Here is a 15,764-nt window from a genome sequence, read left to right as displayed (position 1 = left end):
ATTCACACGCATTCGTAATAACTCAGAGGCCCGGTTTCAACAGCTGGCGTCGACAACGCCGCCGGCGTCGGTCGCTGCCTCGAGGACGACATCGGCACCCGATGACTCGAGCAGGTGTGCCTCACAGCCACAGTCCGACGCCCCGAAGTCGGGGACGTGGTCGCCGGGAAGTGAGGCTGCCAGTTCACACTCCCGGTCGGCGTCGGGGAACCTGATCACTGACTCGAGGGACGTCTCCGGGTGGCCGAGCAGATAATCGATATGCCAGTGGCGAGTCTCGCGCTCGCCGGCGGCGAGTTCGCGGTGGCGATCGACGCGGGCGAACCCGCCCGGGCCAAAGGCGCTGCCGACGTACGCGTAGGTTCCGGCGGTAAACTCGCACGCACCCAACGCGCCGACGTCGAGAGTCGCCGCTCGAGCGAGATCAATGACGAGAACGTAGGTGCCGCCCATACTGGCTGTCGGATACGAACCGAAAAAACTGGCCTGGTTCGGAGCCACAGCCACGACACCCAACCGGCGACACACGACGCACCACAGACCGCTGAACCTTTCCCCGGCAGCGACGACGAACGGACATGGACAACGCACTCGTCGTCGGCGGCACGCGGTTTATCGGCCGCCATCTCGTCGAAGAGTTACTCGAGCACGAGTATGATGTGACGATTTTCAATCGAGGGAGCCACGACAACCCGTTCGAGACTGACGACCGCGTCAGCCACATCGAAGGCGACCGGACGAACGACTCGGCGCTCGAGGCTGCCGCAACCACGGTCGACCCCGACGCTGTCTTCGACTGTGTCGCCTACCACCCGAAAGACGTGCAGGCAGCGACGCGGATCTTCGACGACTGCGAGGCGTACGTCTACGTCTCGAGCGGTGCAGCCTACGGCCGTGAGGAACTCCCCAAACGCGAAGGCGAGACGCCACTCGAACCCTGTACGACCGAGCAGGCGATCGACGACTCAAGTGACACCTACGGCAACCGCAAGGCCGAAGGCGACCGTGCGGTCTTTGCGGCCGCAGAGAAAGGACGCAACGCGATGAGCGTCCGGCCGTGTATCGTCTACGGCCCACACGACTACACCGAACGCCTCGACTGGTGGATCGACCGGGTGAACCGGTTCGATCGCGTGCTCGTTCCTGGCGACGGAACGAACATCTGGCATCGAGCCTACGTTGAGGACGTCGCCAGCGCGCTTCGGATCGTCGCCGAACGCGGCGAGGCTGGCGAGGCGTACAACGTCGGCGACCGGCGACTCACGACGCTCGAGGAACTGGTCGACGTAATTGCAGCGCAACTCGAGACGGACGTCGAGATCGTCCACGCTGGCCAGCACGAACTCGAGGCGGGCGGGATCGATCTCGAGGACTACCTGCTGTACCGCCCATACCCACATATCCTCTCGACGGCGAAACTCACCGCACTCGGCTGGGAATCGACGCCGCTCGAGGAAGCCATGGAACGGGCCGTCGTCTCCCATCTCGAGAGCGACCGCGACGGCAGCGAGCACGGCCCGAACCGAGAGGCAGAAGAGCGAGTGCTAGGGATTCTCGAGACGCTCTGACCGAGACATTGACAGCGGGTGTCGAGATCGTCGAGCGCTCGAGTAACGGGAAAAACACATGGCCCACGGGTGAGTGAGAGCACGTATGTTCGAAAAGTCGGCATGGATTCGCCTGCCGCGAAACGTCGTCGTCGGTCACGGAGTCATCGATCAGGTCGTCGACGTCATCGATGATCTGCATTTACACGGTCGGCCGCTGTTCGTGACCAGCCCGACGCCACGGAAGGTCGCCGCGGAGCCGATCGTCGCAGCGTTCGAAGCGACCAGCGTCGACCCCGCCGTCGTCACGATCGAGAAAGCGACGTTCGACGCCGTCGAGCGAGTGATCGAGACCGCCAACGCCGAGGACGTCTCCTATCTCGTCGGCATCGGTGGCGGAAAGGCTATCGACATCGCCAAGATGGCGAGCTATCACCTCGAGATGGGCTTTTGTTCGGTTCCGACAGCAGCCAGCCACGACGGGATCGTCAGTAATCGTGGCTCCGTTCCGGACGGAGACACCCGACACAGCGTCGCGGCCGAGCCACCGCTTGCAGTCATCGCAGACACCGAGATTCTGGCCGACGCGCCGTGGGAACTCACAACGGCAGGCTGTGCAGACATTATCTCCAACTACACTGCCGTAATGGACTGGCGGCTCGCCCATCGGCTGAAAAACGTCGAGTACTCCGAGTACGCGGCCGCGCTCGCGGAGATGACCGCCGAGATCCTCGTGGACAACGCCGACCTCATCCGACCGGGGCTCGAGGAGTCGTCCTGGGTCGTGACCAAGGCGCTCATGTCGTCGGGCGTCGCGATGAGCATCGCCGGCTCGTCCCGACCGGCAAGTGGTGCAGAGCATCTCTTCTCACACCAGCTCGATCGACTCGCCCCCGGCGCAGCCTTACACGGCCACCAAGTCGGCGTTGGCTCGATCATGACCGCGTACCTACACGGCGGCGAACGCGGCATCTGGCAGGACATTCGAAACGCGCTGGCCAGTATCGATGCCCCGACGACTGCGGACGGGCTTGGCATCGACGACAAGACCGTTATCGAATCGCTGACTACCTGTCACGAAATCCGTGATCGGTACACGATCCTTGGTGACGGAATGGACGAGCGAGCGGCACGCGAAGTGGCGACGAAAACCGGCGTCATTTCCTGACGCTGTCGGTTCGATCGGCTGGAACAGCAGACTGTGTCATACGGTTTACTCTCGTCAATTACCGCCGATCGCCAGAACGGGTCGGCGATCAGCGGTTGAGAGTTACAGCAATCCGTGTCAGCTGTCACCAGTTGGCTCTGTCGCCCCGTCGTGTGTGGGTGACTGCGAAACCGACGTGTCCTCATCGAAAACACCCTCCAGGTCCAGTCGGCTGCGGAGCTCCGCAGTCGGCCGACCCAGACGGTCCCAGTCGCGTACCGCATAGTACTGATCGAGCAACGCGTCGAACGTCGCTCGATCGACAGCGTTCCCTTCACTCGAGCCATCGCTGGGCGGTTCCGTCAATATTTCCGGTAGCTCGTCGTCCGTCCGCGAGAATCCTTCACGGACGTTGAACAGCCGGACGAGCGTCCAGACCCGTTCACCGACCCGTTCGAGGTCGTCTCGGCTGTGGTCGTATCCGACGGCCCCAAGCCACTCTGCACCCAGGTCTGCCCGCAACACCTCCTCGAGGAAATCATCCACGATCAGACACCACAGCACTGCCCGGCGGTTTTGCTCGGCGACGACCGACGCGGCTCGCTTCGTGTCGCTCGGATCGCCACTGGAGACGGACTCGAGTTCGACCGGTCGTGCCCGTCGATGACAGCCCCCACGATCGCTCGTGGCGTACGCCAGCGCCATCGTCTCCGCGCGCCGCGGGTCGTACGAGGAGAGCTCCATGCCTTTTACCGTCGGAATGAGATCGCTACCGCCGAACTGGTCGACTGCCCTCTCGACACCGCCTGCGAGTGCGACACCGAGCGGCGTCGACTGGGTGACGATCTCGTCGATAAGCGCTCGAGCAGTCTCCTCATCGCCAAAGGAGAAGTCACGGTCGATCACCCCCTGCTGGCTCGCCCGTATCGCCCACGCGATGGCGTTCCCTGCCGTGATGACGTCCATCGCGAGCCGATCGCAGATCGCACCCAGTGTCGCAACCGCGTCGAAGTCGTCGATCCCGAGCCCTGCTCCGAGGACGATCGGCGTCGCACCACGGGGAACGCTCTCACCCGTGTCGCTATCGACCTGAAATCCACCCGGGACGTGGTCGTTGGGGCGTTCTCGTCCATGGGCGTCTTCGCGAACGCGCTCGATGCCGATTTCGTCAGCCCCGTCGAACTGTCCCGCCTGCCAGCCACGGGTCGGCAGCACGCCCACCTCGTTGGCGAAGTCGACTGTCTCGAGCGTGTCACTCGCAGTGAGCCAGCGTCCCGCGTCGCTCTCGGCGAACGCCTCGCCGTACCGATCTCGCAGGTCGGCGAGCCCGTTCGGCGCCGCTCCATGGGCGACGACGGCCTTCAGATTCTTCGCCCCCATCACGGTCCCCGCACCGCCCCGTCCAGCATGGTGGTCGCCGCCGTCGGATGCGATCGTCGCGTACCGGACGCCACGCTCCCCGGCAGGGCCGATACAGGCGACCGCAGCGTCTGGGAATCGCGCACAGGTTTCCGTAGCATCGAGTCCCCAGAGCGCCGTGGCTGGCTCGAGTGTTGCCTCGCCGTCGGCGACCGAGAGCACGACTGGCTCGTCGGCCTCGCCTGTAACGAGGATTCCGAGGTGGTCGCCAAGCGAGCCGGCCAGCCGACCGGGAAACGAGCCCCCGCCGTAGGAGTCCAGAAACGCCCCGGTCAACGGCGATTTCGTGATCGCCGCGTACCGCTGCTCGCCGGGTGTGTATCCGGTCAGTGGCCCCAGCATGAACAGCAGGATGTTGGCCGGTGCCTCCGGGTCCGTCCCCGGCTCGAGTTCCGCATAGAGGTAGCGAGCGCCCATTCCTTTGCCCCCGACGTAGTTCTCGAGCCACCGGTCAGGAATCTCGCTGCTCGTTACGCGCCCTGCAGAAAGATCAACCCGCAGTATCCTGTCCATGAGAGGCATGCCACAGTAGTGATTGTCGAATGAAAGTAAATATCATGGGGATGGCTGAACCGCGAGCAACGTATAAGCGCTACAGGCGTTATCGAGCGTGCTCGTCGAGGAAGTCCGCGATCTCTGAGTAGGCCTCGAGCCGGTTCTCGAGTTTCGAGAAGCCGTGTCCTTCGTCTTCGAAGATCAGCTTCCGGACTGGGACACCCTGCTGTTCGGCTTTTTCGGCGATCTGTTCAGCCTCGCCGACCGGTACACGCGGGTCGTTCTCGCCGTGGAGGACGAACAGTGGGGCCTCGATCTGCTCGATGTTGTTCGTCGGCGAGATTTCTTCGAGGAATTCGCGGTCCTCGGCGAGACTCCCGTACTCGGCTTCGCGCAGTTCGCGCCGCCAGTCGCCGGTGTTCTCGAGGAACGTGACAAAGTTGGCGATGCCGACGACGTCGATGCCTGCCGCCCAGCGGTCGGGATACTCAGTCAGCGCCGCGAGCACCATGAACCCGCCGTAGGAGCCACCTTTGGCGGCGATTCGGTCGGGGTCGACGGCCGGATGGTCGTGAAGCCACTCGACGCAGGCGTTGATGTCGGCCACCGAATCCATCCGTTTCTCGACGTCGTCGAGAGCGGCGTAGTCGGCCCCATACCCGGCCGACCCGCGGACGTTCGGCTCGAAGTAAGCGTAGCCTCGATCGACGAAGTACTGTTTGACACTCGAGAACGACGGCCGGCGCTGGCTTTCGGGGCCGCCGTGGATGTCGACGATGACCGGCGTGGCACCGTCCTCGGCGTCGTTGGGCAGCGTAAAAAAGGCCGGCACCTCGAGGCCAGCGTGGGACTCCTCTGGAGTCCCACGGGCTGACGGACGCTGTCCGTCAACATCAAAGCTCTCGACGTGGACGAGTTCGGATTCGTCGAACGACTCGTGGGGAATGCCCGCCGTCGGGGCGTCGGTCCAGCGCTCGGCCTCGCCGCTTTCGATGTCGACCACGAAGACGTTCGTGTTGACCGTATCGCCGGTTGTCGACAGCGCAAATCGCTCGGCGTCGGGATCGAAGCTCACGCCGCCGGAGATGCCACCCGGCAGGTCGGGCTCGGGGAACGTCTCGAACGCAGTCGGGTCGTCAGCGTCGAACTCGCCAACGGTGAGTTCGGTGTAGCCCTCGACGTTTCGTGAGTAGACGAATCGGCCCGTCTCCTCGTCCAGCGCGATGCCGTCGACGTTCCATCCGTCTCCTTCAACCACAGTGTCAAACTCACCACTCTCGAGGTCGAGATACGCCAGATACAGCGTGTCCGAGTCGCCCTCGTCGGTGACGAGATAGACGCCCTCGCCGTCGGGGGCCCAACTGGCGCTACCGTAGCGGACGTCCCCCTCGTGGGGCGTGAGATGCTCGAGTTCAGGCTCGTCGGCCTCGAGGTCGAGCACGTACAGATCTTGATCGAAGTTCGAGTACGCCTGCGAGACCAGCAAGCGGGAGTCGTCAGGACCCCAGCCCGACAGCGAGAGCCAGCCGTCGCCCTCGCAGACGAGCGTTGCTTCGTTGCCGGACTCCTCGCGTTCCTGCACGTAGATATCGAAGACGGATTCGTCGCGACGGTTCGAAGCGAACGCGAAGCGCTCGCCGTCGTGACTCCAGCCACCCCAGCGGTGTTTCGCGTCGGGCATCGCTGTCAGATTCTTGATCACGCCCGTTTCGGCGTCCAGTCGGAACAACTGGGCGCGCTCGTTGCCGCCTTCGTCCATCCCGAAAATCAGCTCGGGGCGTTCAGGTGACCACGAGGCGAACGTAACCCGCTCGTCGTCAAACGTTCGCTGCTCGGGCCACACGCGGGGGGCCTCGAGCGTCCAGACCTGTGCCGTGCCGGTCGTATCCATCAGAAACGAGAGGCGTTCGCCGTCGGGGCCAAACGACGCACCGTAGGCGCTTCGAATGTTGAGATAGCGGTCGATCTCGTAGCTCATACGCGCAGCTAGCCGCTCGAGGGCGTAGTCGTTTGGGTTACGGAGATTAGAAGCCGGTTTCACACCCAAATCACTCGAGCAGTCGGGACATAGGACACGGGGCTCACTGCCCGTCGGTGCACAGCTGGTCGCACAACGGGCGTGTGATTCATCGCGCCCGCTCAGTCGAGACCCTAGGCAGGCCCTACATCGCCATCAGCCACCAGCCAGCGCTTGGGTAGTCGTCTCGAGCGGGGTACAGAACCGTTTCAGGACAACCGGAAGACACTCGCGGACACCGGGGGACCGAATGCCCTGCGTAACAAAAGCCGTCGAAACAGATCCATCCGGTAATGCAAGGGACAGGCGGGAGTAGCGACGATGGTCACGGCGGGACATCGACTGCAGCAGTCATCGTGACGATTCTGGTTGTCCTCGTTGCGTTCGGAATGACGATCGCAGCCGTCGGCGCCGGATTCTCGACCGGCGAGTCCGAGACAGACGATAGCGCCGACTCGATCGACATTGGTGACGACGAGCAGACAACCGAGACGGACACCGAAGAGACAGAGACGGGCAATGACTCGATAGGTGGTGACGACGCAGACGACGGCGATGATGCAGACGACGAGGACGACGCGGATGATGCGGATGACGAAGACGCAGACGATGAGGACGACGCGGATGATGCGGATGACGAAGACGACGCGGATGATGCGGATGATGCGGATGATGATGACGACGAGGATGACGCGGATGATGCGGATGACGAAGACGACGAGGATGACGCGGATGATGCGGATGACGAAGACGACGCGGATGACGCGGATGATGCAGATGACGATGACGACGAAGACGACGCGGATGATGAAGACGACGAGGACGACGCGGATGATGCGGACGACGAAGACGCAGATGACGCGGATGACGATGACGACGAAGACGCAGATGACGCGGATGACGATGACGACGAAGACGCAGATGACGCGGATGACGATGACGACGAAGACGCAGATGACGCGGATGACGATGACGACGAAGACGACGGCATCATCGACGGGATCGCCGATTTCATCTCTGATTCGACGTCCAGCGATGACGACGAGTAGCGCCCGGTGACGACACGAGAGACGGCCGGAGCGGTCGACTCGAGGAAAGAAGTGATTTTTTATCCCGGCGCTACGTCCCGCGTCATATGCGTGTCGCGTTCGTCTCGTTCGAAACGGCTTCTCACCGCGATACCGAGACGAACCACCGGTTCCAGACTGCTCTCGAGTTGCTGGCATCTCACGGTCACGACGTGCACTGCTACTGTGCCAAGTTCTGGGCCGGCGAAACGTCGACCCTCGAGCAGGATGGGATTACGTATCACGCCGTTGTCGCTGGTCTCGAGGCCCGCAGGTCGTTTCTCGTCCGGTTGCCGTTCGTCCTCGCAGCCGCCGCACCTGATATCGTTCACACGCGCGCACAGCCCTCGGCAGCGGTCCTCGCAGCCAGCTGTGGGGCAACGCTCGCGCGTGCACCACTGGTCGTCGAGTGGTACGGCGACGGCGGGATCGACGACGACCAGTGGACGCAACTGGCAGCGAAACGCGGGGCTCGTCTCGTCACGCCGTCAGAACTCGTCGCAACGTGGGTCCGCGAACGGGGTGCTGATGGCGAACTCGTCGAGGCGATTCCGAACCCGGTCGACCTCGAGCGCGTTCAGGACGTGCCGCTAGGCGAGCAGGTCGACGTGATCTACGCCCGCCGACTCGACGAGGCGGCAAACCTCGAGAGCCTGTTGCTCGCGCTGGCAGAGCTTCGCGACCGAGACTGGCAGACGACCGTCATCGGCGACGGCCCCGAACGAGCGACGTACGAACGCCTCGCGAGTGATCTCCGGATCGACGATCGAGTTTCGTTCGTCGGCGACTGCTCGCTCGAGGAGCGCATCGCCGCCTACCGGGGCGCACACGTCTTCGCACAGACGGCCGAACACTGCGTGTTCCCGACGGAGATGCTGTGGGCGCTGGCATCGGGCTGTGTCGGCATCGTCGAGTACCACGTCGACTCGAGCGCCCACGAACTCGTCGAAGGGTGGGATCGGGGCTTTCGAACGACGAGCGAGGCAGAACTCGCCGACGCCATCCTCTCGGCCGGCGACCTCGAGCATCGCACGTTCGACGACCGGTTTGCCGACTACGACCGCTCGGCCGTCGCCGAGGCGTATCTCGAGCAGTACCGAACGCTCGAGGAAGCGTACGGTCTGTTGTAATGCGGTCTCCGACGCCGACGCGTCGGGCGAGGACGGCACTGGCGGGGATGGCTATATATCCGTCCACGAGACAGTTCGAGTATGAGTGACGACTGTGAGTTCTGTCGGATCGTCGCCGGAGACCAGCCGGTTCACGTCCTCTATGAAGACGAGCAGACGTGTGCGTTTCTCGACCGCAACCCGGCAGTAACGGGACACACGCTCGTCGTCCCGCGCGGCCACGAAGAAGACGTCCTGACGATCGACGAACCGACCGCGAGTGCGGTCTTCGAGACGGTTCGAACCGTCGCAGCGGCACTGGAGACGGCGCTCGAGCCCGACGGGTTCAGCGTCTTTCACACCAGCGGGCCACTAGTTGGAGATATCGACCACGCCCACGTCCACCTCGTTCCCCGAACCGAGGGCGATGACGTGGCGCTGTCGCTGTCTCGCGGGCAGCTGACTGGCGATGAGGCGACACGGCTGGCGAAGCGTATTCGCTCGGCACTGTAGAACGGAGTTCGACTCGAGCGATGGTCGACGCCGATTAGAGGTCGAACTTCGACGCCGCGGTTTCCATATCCTTGTCGCCGCGTCCGGAGAGGTTCACGAGTATCGTCTCGTGGTCGCCAGCTTCGGCGAGTTGGATCGCGCGGGCGATACCGTGGCTGGACTCGAGGGCCGGGATGATCCCCTCGGTTTCGCTGAGTTCGCGGAAGGCAGCGAGCGCTTCCTCGTCGGTGACGCCAGTGTATTCACAGCGGCCGACCGCACGGTACATGGCGTGTTCGGGGCCGACGCCGGGGTAATCGAGCCCCGCCGAAACGGAGTGGACCTCGACATCGTCGTCGATCACGCGCGTTTTCATCCCGTGGATGACGTCGTCTTTCCCCGAATCGAGCGGGGCGGCGTGTCGACTCGAGTCAGCGCCTTTGCCGCCGCCTTCGGCACCGTAGAAGTCGACATCATCGTCGTCGCGGAACGCATGGAAGAGACCGATCGCGTTCGAGCCGCCACCGACGCAGGCGACAGCTGCGTCGGGTAACTCGCCCGTTCGCTCTTGGAACTGCTCGCGGGCCTCGCGGCCGATAACGCTCTGGAAGTCCCGAACCATCCGCGGGAACGGGTCAGGGCCGACGACACTGCCCACGAGATAGTGGGTGTTGTCGACGTTTTTCGCGAAGTCCTCGAGCGCCGCGTCGACGGCGTCGGCGAGGCCTTCGTCGCCGCGGGTCACTTCGTTGACCTCGGCACCCATCAGTCGCATCCGGAAGACGTTCATCTCCTGGCGGGCGACGTCTTTCGCGCCCATGTAGATCTCCGTCTCCAGATCGAGCAACGCACCGACCATCGCGGTCGCGGTGCCGTGTTGGCCCGCCCCGGTTTCGGCGATGATTCGGTCGCGGCCGCTCTGTTTGGCCAGCAGGGCCTGCCCGAGCGCGTTGTTGATCTTGTGGGCCCCACCGTGGAGCAGGTCCTCTCGCTTGAGGTAGATGTCGGCACCGTACCGATCGCTCAAGGTGCGTGCGTAGTACAGCGGCGTCGGTCGGCCGGCGAACGTCTCGAGGAGCTCACGTAGCTCCGAACGGAACGCGTCGGTGTCGGCGACCTCGTCGTAGGCAGTTGCGAGTTGCTCGAGTGGTTCCTGCAGGGGGTCGGGAACGTGGCGTCCACCGTACCCCTCGAACGCGCCATTAGACATATGTCGGCCACTCGCACCCGGGCGCTAAATATATTCTGTCACCGGCCCGGCTGTCGAACGCGATGACAACTGGCGTGTCGTGTTATCGCTCGGCTGCGACCGTGTTCGGAGTCGATGTCGGCTCCGACTCGTCATCATCGTCGTCCCCGACCACGGTGTGTCCTGAGACGAACTCCGCGGTGCGTTCGTGCTGTGGGTTTTCGAAGAACGACCGCGTGTCGTTCGTCTCGATGCAGTCGCCGAGATAGAGGAAGACGACCTCGTCGGCGAGCCGTTTTGCCTGATCCATACTGTGGGTGACCATGATGATCGTATACTCGTCTTTGAGCGACTCGAGGGTCTCCTCGACGGTTTCGGCGGAGACAGGATCGAGCGCCGACGTCACCTCGTCACAGAGCAAGATTTCCGGCTCGACGGCCAGCGAGCGAGCGAGACAGAGCCGCTGAATCTGGCCGGTCGAGAGCTCTGCGCCGGGGGCATCGAGCCGGTCTTTGACCTCGCTCCAGAGGTTGACCTTCCGCAGGTAGTGTTCGACCCGATCATCGAGTTCGGCTTTCGACTCGTAGTCACCGTGGATTTTCAGCCCGTAGGCGACGTTCTCGTAGATCGATAGCGGCAGCGCGGTCGGCGTCTGCGGGACGTAGCCGATCCGTCTGCGAAGCTCCGGCACCGGCTCGTCGGTGTCGTAGACCGACTGCTCGCCCAATAGGACGTCGCCCGAAATCTCGACGTTGGGCTGGATCTCGTGAAGTCGGTTCAGCGATTTGAGCAGCGTCGATTTCCCACAGCCCGAGGGACCGATGATGGCCGTCAGCTGATTCGCTGGGAACTCGACCGAGACGCCTTTCAGCGCCTCGACTTCGCGGTTTCCGGTGTACGTTACGGTGAGATTCTCGGTAGTGAGTGCAGTGTCTGTCATGAGTGGCGACCTCCTGGTGCGTAGCGTGCGTAGCGTCCGGCAAGCAGTTTCGAGACGATGATCAACGCGAGTACGGCGACGATAAGGACGAACGACGCTGCGTAGGCGTGTGAGCGGACCTCGGCGTTGAACGACATCGCCTGATCGAAGATGAGAACCGGGAGCGTCGTTGCCCCTTCGAAGAGGCCACCCGGCATGTTCGTACTTCGACCAGTGGTGAACAACACCGTCGCAGCGTCACCGATGCCGCGGGCGAAGCCCATGATGATCCCGGCGATGATCCCCGGCAGCGCCGCGCGGAACGTCATCAGCGCGGCCTCGAATCGCGTCCCGCCGAGGCCGTAAGTCGCCTCTTTGACCGCCTCAGGAGCCGACCGCAACGCCTCGTCGGTGTAGCGGGTCATGATCGGGTACTGGAAGATCGCGATCGCGACGATCCCGAAGAACAGACTCGTTCGAGCACCGATCGCGATGATGATCGTCAGAACGAACACACCGTAGACGATCGGTGGCGTCCCCCAGAGCACGTTCAAGAACATGTTCACGACGTCCGAGAACCGCTCGCTCGAGTAATCGCTCTGGAGATAGATCGCCGTCGAGACGGCGAGCACTGCCGAGACGACCGTCGCCGGAACGACAATGAACAGACTCCCGAGGACGGCATGGAGGAAGCCGCCGTCGCCCTCGAGCATGTATCGGGAGCCCGGCGGCGTGATCGCGATCGCGGGGTCGGTCAGGAAGACGCGCCCGCCACGGTAGATCGTCACGGCGACGACCAGCACCATCACAGCGACGACGAGGGCGGCAGCGCCACGAGCAAGCAGGCCGAAGAGTCGCTGTTTGGCGTATCGGTCCATCAGTACTGCCACCTCCGCTGGAGGCGGCGGCGGACGAGCATCGCCGTGAAGTTGAACAGCCAGACGACGACCACGAGCATGAGGCCGACGAAGATCAGCGCCGACTGGGTCAGCGGCAGGCTCATCAGCTCACCGAAATCGTTGACGATCAGCGTCGGCAGCGTCTGTCCCGTTGCAAACGGTGAACTCGGCAGATGGGTCTGGCCGCCGATGAGCATGGCGGGCACGATCGTTGCGCCAAAGACGCGACCGAAGCCGAGCAACACGGCCGAGAAGATGCCGGGGCCAGCAGCCCGCAACAGCACCGACCGGATCGTCTCCCACTTCGTCGCGCCGACGCCGAGCGAGGACTCCCGAAGCTCGTCAGGCAAGGCCTCGAGCGACTCGACCGACAGCGAGATCATGAAAGGGGTGACGACGATCGCCATCACGAGACTGACTGTGAAGATGCCAAGACCGGTCGCACTCGAGCCGACGGCCGGCGCGAGGTAGTCGCCGACGAAGGGGACGACGACGATCAGCGCGACCAGCCCGAAGATCACACTCGGGATCGCCGCGAGCACGTCGATAAACGACGAGACGAGCGTCTTCGCCCGTCCCTCGGCGTACTCGGCGATGTAGATCGCCGCGAGGATCGCGATCGGCGTCCCCATCGCCATCGTGAGCGCGGTGACGTAGATCGTGCCGACGATCGCTGGCAGGAAGCCGAACTCGTTCTGTGCGGGGTCCCAGTTCGAGGACGTCAGCGCCTGCACCAGCGAATACTCCGACAGCAGCGGCAGCGACTGGTAGAGCAACGCCAGCACGATCAGGGCAAACAGCGCGATGGCGAAGTAGCCAGCCCCCTGTAGCCAGCGGCTGCTCAGGCGTTCGATCAGGAGTCGCCGATCGAGTCGCCGTTGACTCCTGGACTCCGTCGACCCTGCCATCGTTCAGCTACGGCCCCTCGGCCAGGTCGTCCTGTGCCTCTTCGAGTCGATCCGCCTCGAGCGGGACGTAGCCGTTGTCTCGGACGTACTCCTGGCCCTCGGTCAACACCCACTCGACGAAGTCGTGGGCCTCCTCGTCGAACGGGCCGTCGGAAGCGAGGTACATCTCGCGTGCCGGCGGTGCCGGATACCTGCCCTCCTCGACGGCGGCGAGGAACTCTTCGCGGGTGTCATAGAAGTCTTCGTCCTCGGAGATCGTCCCGTCACCGTCGTAGTCGAGTGGCACCGGCCGGATGTCGCCCTCGAGGTCGCCGCTTTCGAGATCGTAGACGTAGTTGATGTTGTTCAGCGAGATGGCAGTCTCGTTCGACCCGACGGCTTCGGCGACCGGCTGGTCGCCGTTGTGGTTGCCGTCCGAGAGATCTTCGAGTTCGCTCTCGGTGTAGGCGTCGTCCTCGCCGCCGAGGAAATCGCCCCACTGTTTGTAGGCTGCGGAGGCATCCGAGCGCCCGTAGACTGTGATCTCCTCGTCGATGTCGGCGTCGACGACCTCGCCCCAGTTCGTGACCTCTTTCGTGAAGATGGCCTCGAGGTCCTCGCGGCTCAGTCCGTCTTCTTGGAGCGCCTCGAGAACGGGGTTGTCGGCGTTGACCGTCGCGACGACGGTGTCGATGAGCATGGGGACGGCGAACAGCCCTTGGTCGATCTCTTCCGGTTCGGGTTCGCGGCCCATCATCGCGATGTCGACCTGGCCGCCTAAGACGTCGGAGACGCCGACGCCAGTGCCGCCGCCGGAGATGTCGAACGAAGTGTCCGTGTCCGATTCGTAGCGATCCGCCCAGACTTCGACCATCGGCAGTGGGCCGACCCCACCCGAGATGCGAACCGAGGAGCCGCCGCCGAGAACAGACGAACAGCCCGCAAGCGAAACAACCGAGCCAACTCCAGCAAGCTGTAGCGCAGAACGACGCGAATAGGTGCGTTCCATGAGTATCACCCCGTATTCGCTAGGGACTTGTACCACCTTGCTCCCCTGCAATTCTTTGGTGTGCAACCGAAAAGCAGCAAAGCTCTCGTTTTCATGCATATGTGTTACACACGGGATGGCCGTTCGGACGGTCCCGACCGCAGAACCGAGGCAGCAACCGCCCTACCGCAATGAAAGTCGAGTTTCGAACCGTCGCCGAACTCCCGAAGCGATGGAACTCGAGCCGGAAATCAGGTGTGTCACTTGAAAGAGATCACCGAATCGTTCGATTTCACAGCAGCGAGACAGCCACAGTCCCGTTCGAAAGTATTGCCGCGGCCTTCGACGAGCACTCAGAACAACAGTACGAGCAGCGCAAGCGAGAACGCGCTGACGAGGAGCAGTGACACCAGAACGACAATCGCAGGTGTCACGCCAGTGTTCCGGAGTTCGGCGATCCGGATTTCCGTACCGAGTCCCACGAACGCGAGGAGAAACAGCCAGTTGTAGGCGTTTTCGATCGTGGCCTCTTGAGCCGAAGAGAAGACACCCGCACTCGCGAGGATGACGAGCGCAATAAAGCCGAGCACGAACTTCGGGAACTCCGCCCAGAGCAGTCCGATAGACGGGCGACCACCCTCTCCCTGCTGGGCGTAGTAGCTCGCATACGCGAGGACGACGACGCCGATCAAGGCGTTGCGTGAAAGTTTCGTCATCGTCGCCCACTGACCGGCGACCTCCGAATAGGCGAAGCCGACCGCGACGACCGGCCCCGTCGAAAACATACTGACACCAGCCCAGACCCCGAAGACGACGTCCGAGAGGCCGAGCAGTCCACCGACGATCGGATAGACGACGATCGTGATCGCGTCGAACAACAACACCGTCGCCGCCGCGTAGGCGATCTGATCTTCCCGTGCGCGGATCGCCCCCGCAACCGCGACGACGGCCGACACGCCACAGATACTGGCCCCAGCAGCAAGCAACGAGCCGAGCTGCTCGGCGAGCCCGAAAACGTTCCGTGAGAGCACTTCGACGACGACGATCGTCACGGCGATAACGAGCGCGACGACCAACAAGACAGTGGCCCCGACCTCGAGGATTGCCTCGAGCGTCAACGACGCGCCCATGAGGACGATGCCAGCACCTAACCAGAGCTTGTGGGTTTCGATCCCCGGTCTAAGACGATCGGGGACGCCGGGGCCGTTCGCTAGCGCGAATCCGAGCGCGATGGCGACGAGCAGGTGGTTGAGACCGACGGTGAGGCCGATCGCACGCGCAACGAGCGCTCCGAGACAGAGAACGACGAGCCCCGGAAGCAGCCGGTAGGCGGACATCTCGCTACCAGGGGATCTGTATCTCGAAAACGACCGTCAGGACGACGATCACCGCCCCGACAGCGACGCTTTGCCAATCTCGCTCGAGAGCAGTCCAGTACGAGCGGATCGCCGCGAGAGACTGCTGGACGGCAGTCATAACCACGCATCGGTCTGCGGGTCAGTCGGAACACTCTCCGTCGATGCAGCCGACGAGCGACCACGACTCCGTCCATCGGACGACATTCGTTCGATGTCTCCGGATCGAGACAG

The 15,764-nt window shown here is 63.4% G+C and carries 15 protein-coding genes; 5 read left to right on the top strand and 10 right to left on the bottom strand.

Translation table 11 applies throughout. From position 1 onward, the window contains the following. Window positions 1-36 precede the first annotated feature (36 nt). The gene (locus tag DV706_RS09180; RefSeq protein WP_006064918.1) at window positions 37-453 is read right to left on the bottom strand and encodes a GIY-YIG nuclease family protein; all 417 of its coding nucleotides are present in this window, start codon (window positions 451-453) and stop codon (window positions 37-39) included. A gap of 125 nt (window positions 454-578) precedes the next feature. Between DV706_RS09180 and DV706_RS09175 the strand changes: the two genes are divergently transcribed. Next, complete coding sequence (locus DV706_RS09175) at window positions 579-1,568, top strand: NAD-dependent epimerase/dehydratase family protein (protein WP_006064919.1); 990 nt, start codon at window positions 579-581, stop codon at window positions 1,566-1,568. An 85-nt stretch (window positions 1,569-1,653) separates the two neighbouring features. Beyond that, window positions 1,654-2,715, top strand: coding sequence for an NAD(P)-dependent glycerol-1-phosphate dehydrogenase (locus DV706_RS09170; protein ID WP_006064920.1), 1,062 nt, complete (start codon window positions 1,654-1,656; stop codon window positions 2,713-2,715). A gap of 117 nt (window positions 2,716-2,832) precedes the next feature. Here the strand turns inward: DV706_RS09170 and DV706_RS09165 are convergent, their stop codons facing one another. Both DV706_RS09165 and DV706_RS09160 read right to left on the bottom strand, forming a co-directional pair. After that, complete coding sequence (locus DV706_RS09165; RefSeq protein ID WP_006064921.1) at window positions 2,833-4,635, bottom strand: aldehyde ferredoxin oxidoreductase family protein; 1,803 nt, start codon at window positions 4,633-4,635, stop codon at window positions 2,833-2,835. Window positions 4,636-4,714: 79 nt separating this feature from the next. Next, window positions 4,715-6,586 carry a S9 family peptidase gene (locus tag DV706_RS09160; protein WP_006064922.1) on the bottom strand — a complete coding sequence of 624 codons (1,872 nt, stop codon included), beginning with the start codon at window positions 6,584-6,586 and terminating at the stop codon, window positions 4,715-4,717. 332 nt (window positions 6,587-6,918) lie between these two features. On the opposite strand from DV706_RS09160, the gene DV706_RS09155 reads away from it, so the two are divergent. From DV706_RS09155 to DV706_RS09145, 3 genes are all read left to right on the top strand, one after another. After that, a complete protein-coding gene (locus DV706_RS09155) occupies window positions 6,919-7,674 on the top strand; it encodes a hypothetical protein (RefSeq protein ID WP_205849531.1) in 756 nt (251 codons plus the stop codon). An 86-nt stretch (window positions 7,675-7,760) separates the two neighbouring features. Beyond that, complete coding sequence (locus tag DV706_RS09150) at window positions 7,761-8,822, top strand: glycosyltransferase family 4 protein (RefSeq protein ID WP_006064924.1); 1,062 nt, start codon at window positions 7,761-7,763, stop codon at window positions 8,820-8,822. Window positions 8,823-8,903: 81 nt separating this feature from the next. Next, window positions 8,904-9,314: an HIT family protein gene (locus DV706_RS09145; protein ID WP_006064925.1), complete on the top strand. Its 411-nt coding sequence runs from the start codon at window positions 8,904-8,906 to the stop codon at window positions 9,312-9,314. A gap of 34 nt (window positions 9,315-9,348) precedes the next feature. On the opposite strand, the gene trpB is transcribed toward DV706_RS09145, so the two are convergent. The 7 genes from trpB to DV706_RS22305 form a co-directional block, all read right to left on the bottom strand. Then, window positions 9,349-10,503, bottom strand: coding sequence for a tryptophan synthase subunit beta (gene trpB / locus DV706_RS09140; protein WP_006064926.1), 1,155 nt, complete (start codon window positions 10,501-10,503; stop codon window positions 9,349-9,351). 82 nt (window positions 10,504-10,585) lie between these two features. After that, window positions 10,586-11,422, bottom strand: coding sequence for a phosphate ABC transporter ATP-binding protein (locus DV706_RS09135; RefSeq protein ID WP_006064927.1), 837 nt, complete (start codon window positions 11,420-11,422; stop codon window positions 10,586-10,588). Beyond that, window positions 11,419-12,279: a PstA family ABC transporter permease gene (locus DV706_RS09130; RefSeq protein ID WP_006064928.1), complete on the bottom strand. Its 861-nt coding sequence runs from the start codon at window positions 12,277-12,279 to the stop codon at window positions 11,419-11,421. Before DV706_RS09130 ends, DV706_RS09135 begins: the two co-directional genes overlap by 4 nt. After that, a complete protein-coding gene (gene pstC, locus DV706_RS09125) occupies window positions 12,279-13,208 on the bottom strand; it encodes a phosphate ABC transporter permease subunit PstC (RefSeq protein ID WP_006064929.1) in 930 nt (309 codons plus the stop codon). The genes DV706_RS09130 and pstC overlap by 1 nt, the downstream gene beginning before the upstream one ends. A gap of 7 nt (window positions 13,209-13,215) precedes the next feature. Beyond that, window positions 13,216-14,196, bottom strand: coding sequence for a PstS family phosphate ABC transporter substrate-binding protein (locus DV706_RS09120; RefSeq protein WP_006064930.1), 981 nt, complete (start codon window positions 14,194-14,196; stop codon window positions 13,216-13,218). A 332-nt stretch (window positions 14,197-14,528) separates the two neighbouring features. Next, window positions 14,529-15,512, bottom strand: coding sequence for a YeiH family protein (locus DV706_RS09115; protein WP_006064931.1), 984 nt, complete (start codon window positions 15,510-15,512; stop codon window positions 14,529-14,531). A 4-nt stretch (window positions 15,513-15,516) separates the two neighbouring features. Beyond that, window positions 15,517-15,651, bottom strand: coding sequence for a hypothetical protein (locus DV706_RS22305; RefSeq protein ID WP_006064932.1), 135 nt, complete (start codon window positions 15,649-15,651; stop codon window positions 15,517-15,519). Window positions 15,652-15,764 lie beyond the last annotated feature (113 nt).

This window comes from Natronorubrum bangense, assembly GCF_004799645.1.
Taxonomy (GTDB): Archaea; Halobacteriota; Halobacteria; order Halobacteriales; family Natrialbaceae; genus Natronorubrum; species Natronorubrum bangense.
The sequence above is the reverse complement of the archived record's forward strand: the minus strand, read 5'-3'. Positions and strand labels throughout refer to the sequence as shown.

Excerpts from the sequence above, each read along its gene's own strand:
- DV706_RS09150 (WP_006064924.1), top strand. The coding sequence starts at position 7,761 with ATGCGTGTCGCGTTCGTCTCGTTCGAAACGGCTTCTCACCGCGATACC.
- DV706_RS09120 (WP_006064930.1), bottom strand. The coding sequence starts at position 14,196 with ATGGAACGCACCTATTCGCGTCGTTCTGCGCTACAGCTTGCTGGAGTT.
- DV706_RS09130 (WP_006064928.1), bottom strand. The coding sequence starts at position 12,279 with ATGGACCGATACGCCAAACAGCGACTCTTCGGCCTGCTTGCTCGTGGC.
- DV706_RS09145 (WP_006064925.1), top strand. The coding sequence starts at position 8,904 with ATGAGTGACGACTGTGAGTTCTGTCGGATCGTCGCCGGAGACCAGCCG.
- pstC (WP_006064929.1), bottom strand. The coding sequence starts at position 13,208 with ATGGCAGGGTCGACGGAGTCCAGGAGTCAACGGCGACTCGATCGGCGA.
- DV706_RS09135 (WP_006064927.1), bottom strand. The coding sequence starts at position 11,422 with ATGACAGACACTGCACTCACTACCGAGAATCTCACCGTAACGTACACC.
- DV706_RS09155 (WP_205849531.1), top strand. The coding sequence starts at position 6,919 with ATGCAAGGGACAGGCGGGAGTAGCGACGATGGTCACGGCGGGACATCG.
- DV706_RS09180 (WP_006064918.1), bottom strand. The coding sequence starts at position 453 with ATGGGCGGCACCTACGTTCTCGTCATTGATCTCGCTCGAGCGGCGACT.
- DV706_RS09115 (WP_006064931.1), bottom strand. The coding sequence starts at position 15,512 with ATGTCCGCCTACCGGCTGCTTCCGGGGCTCGTCGTTCTCTGTCTCGGA.
- DV706_RS09160 (WP_006064922.1), bottom strand. The coding sequence starts at position 6,586 with ATGAGCTACGAGATCGACCGCTATCTCAACATTCGAAGCGCCTACGGT.
- DV706_RS09170 (WP_006064920.1), top strand. The coding sequence starts at position 1,654 with ATGTTCGAAAAGTCGGCATGGATTCGCCTGCCGCGAAACGTCGTCGTC.
- DV706_RS09165 (WP_006064921.1), bottom strand. The coding sequence starts at position 4,635 with ATGCCTCTCATGGACAGGATACTGCGGGTTGATCTTTCTGCAGGGCGC.
- DV706_RS22305 (WP_006064932.1), bottom strand. The coding sequence starts at position 15,651 with ATGACTGCCGTCCAGCAGTCTCTCGCGGCGATCCGCTCGTACTGGACT.
- trpB (WP_006064926.1), bottom strand. The coding sequence starts at position 10,503 with ATGTCTAATGGCGCGTTCGAGGGGTACGGTGGACGCCACGTTCCCGAC.
- DV706_RS09175 (WP_006064919.1), top strand. The coding sequence starts at position 579 with ATGGACAACGCACTCGTCGTCGGCGGCACGCGGTTTATCGGCCGCCAT.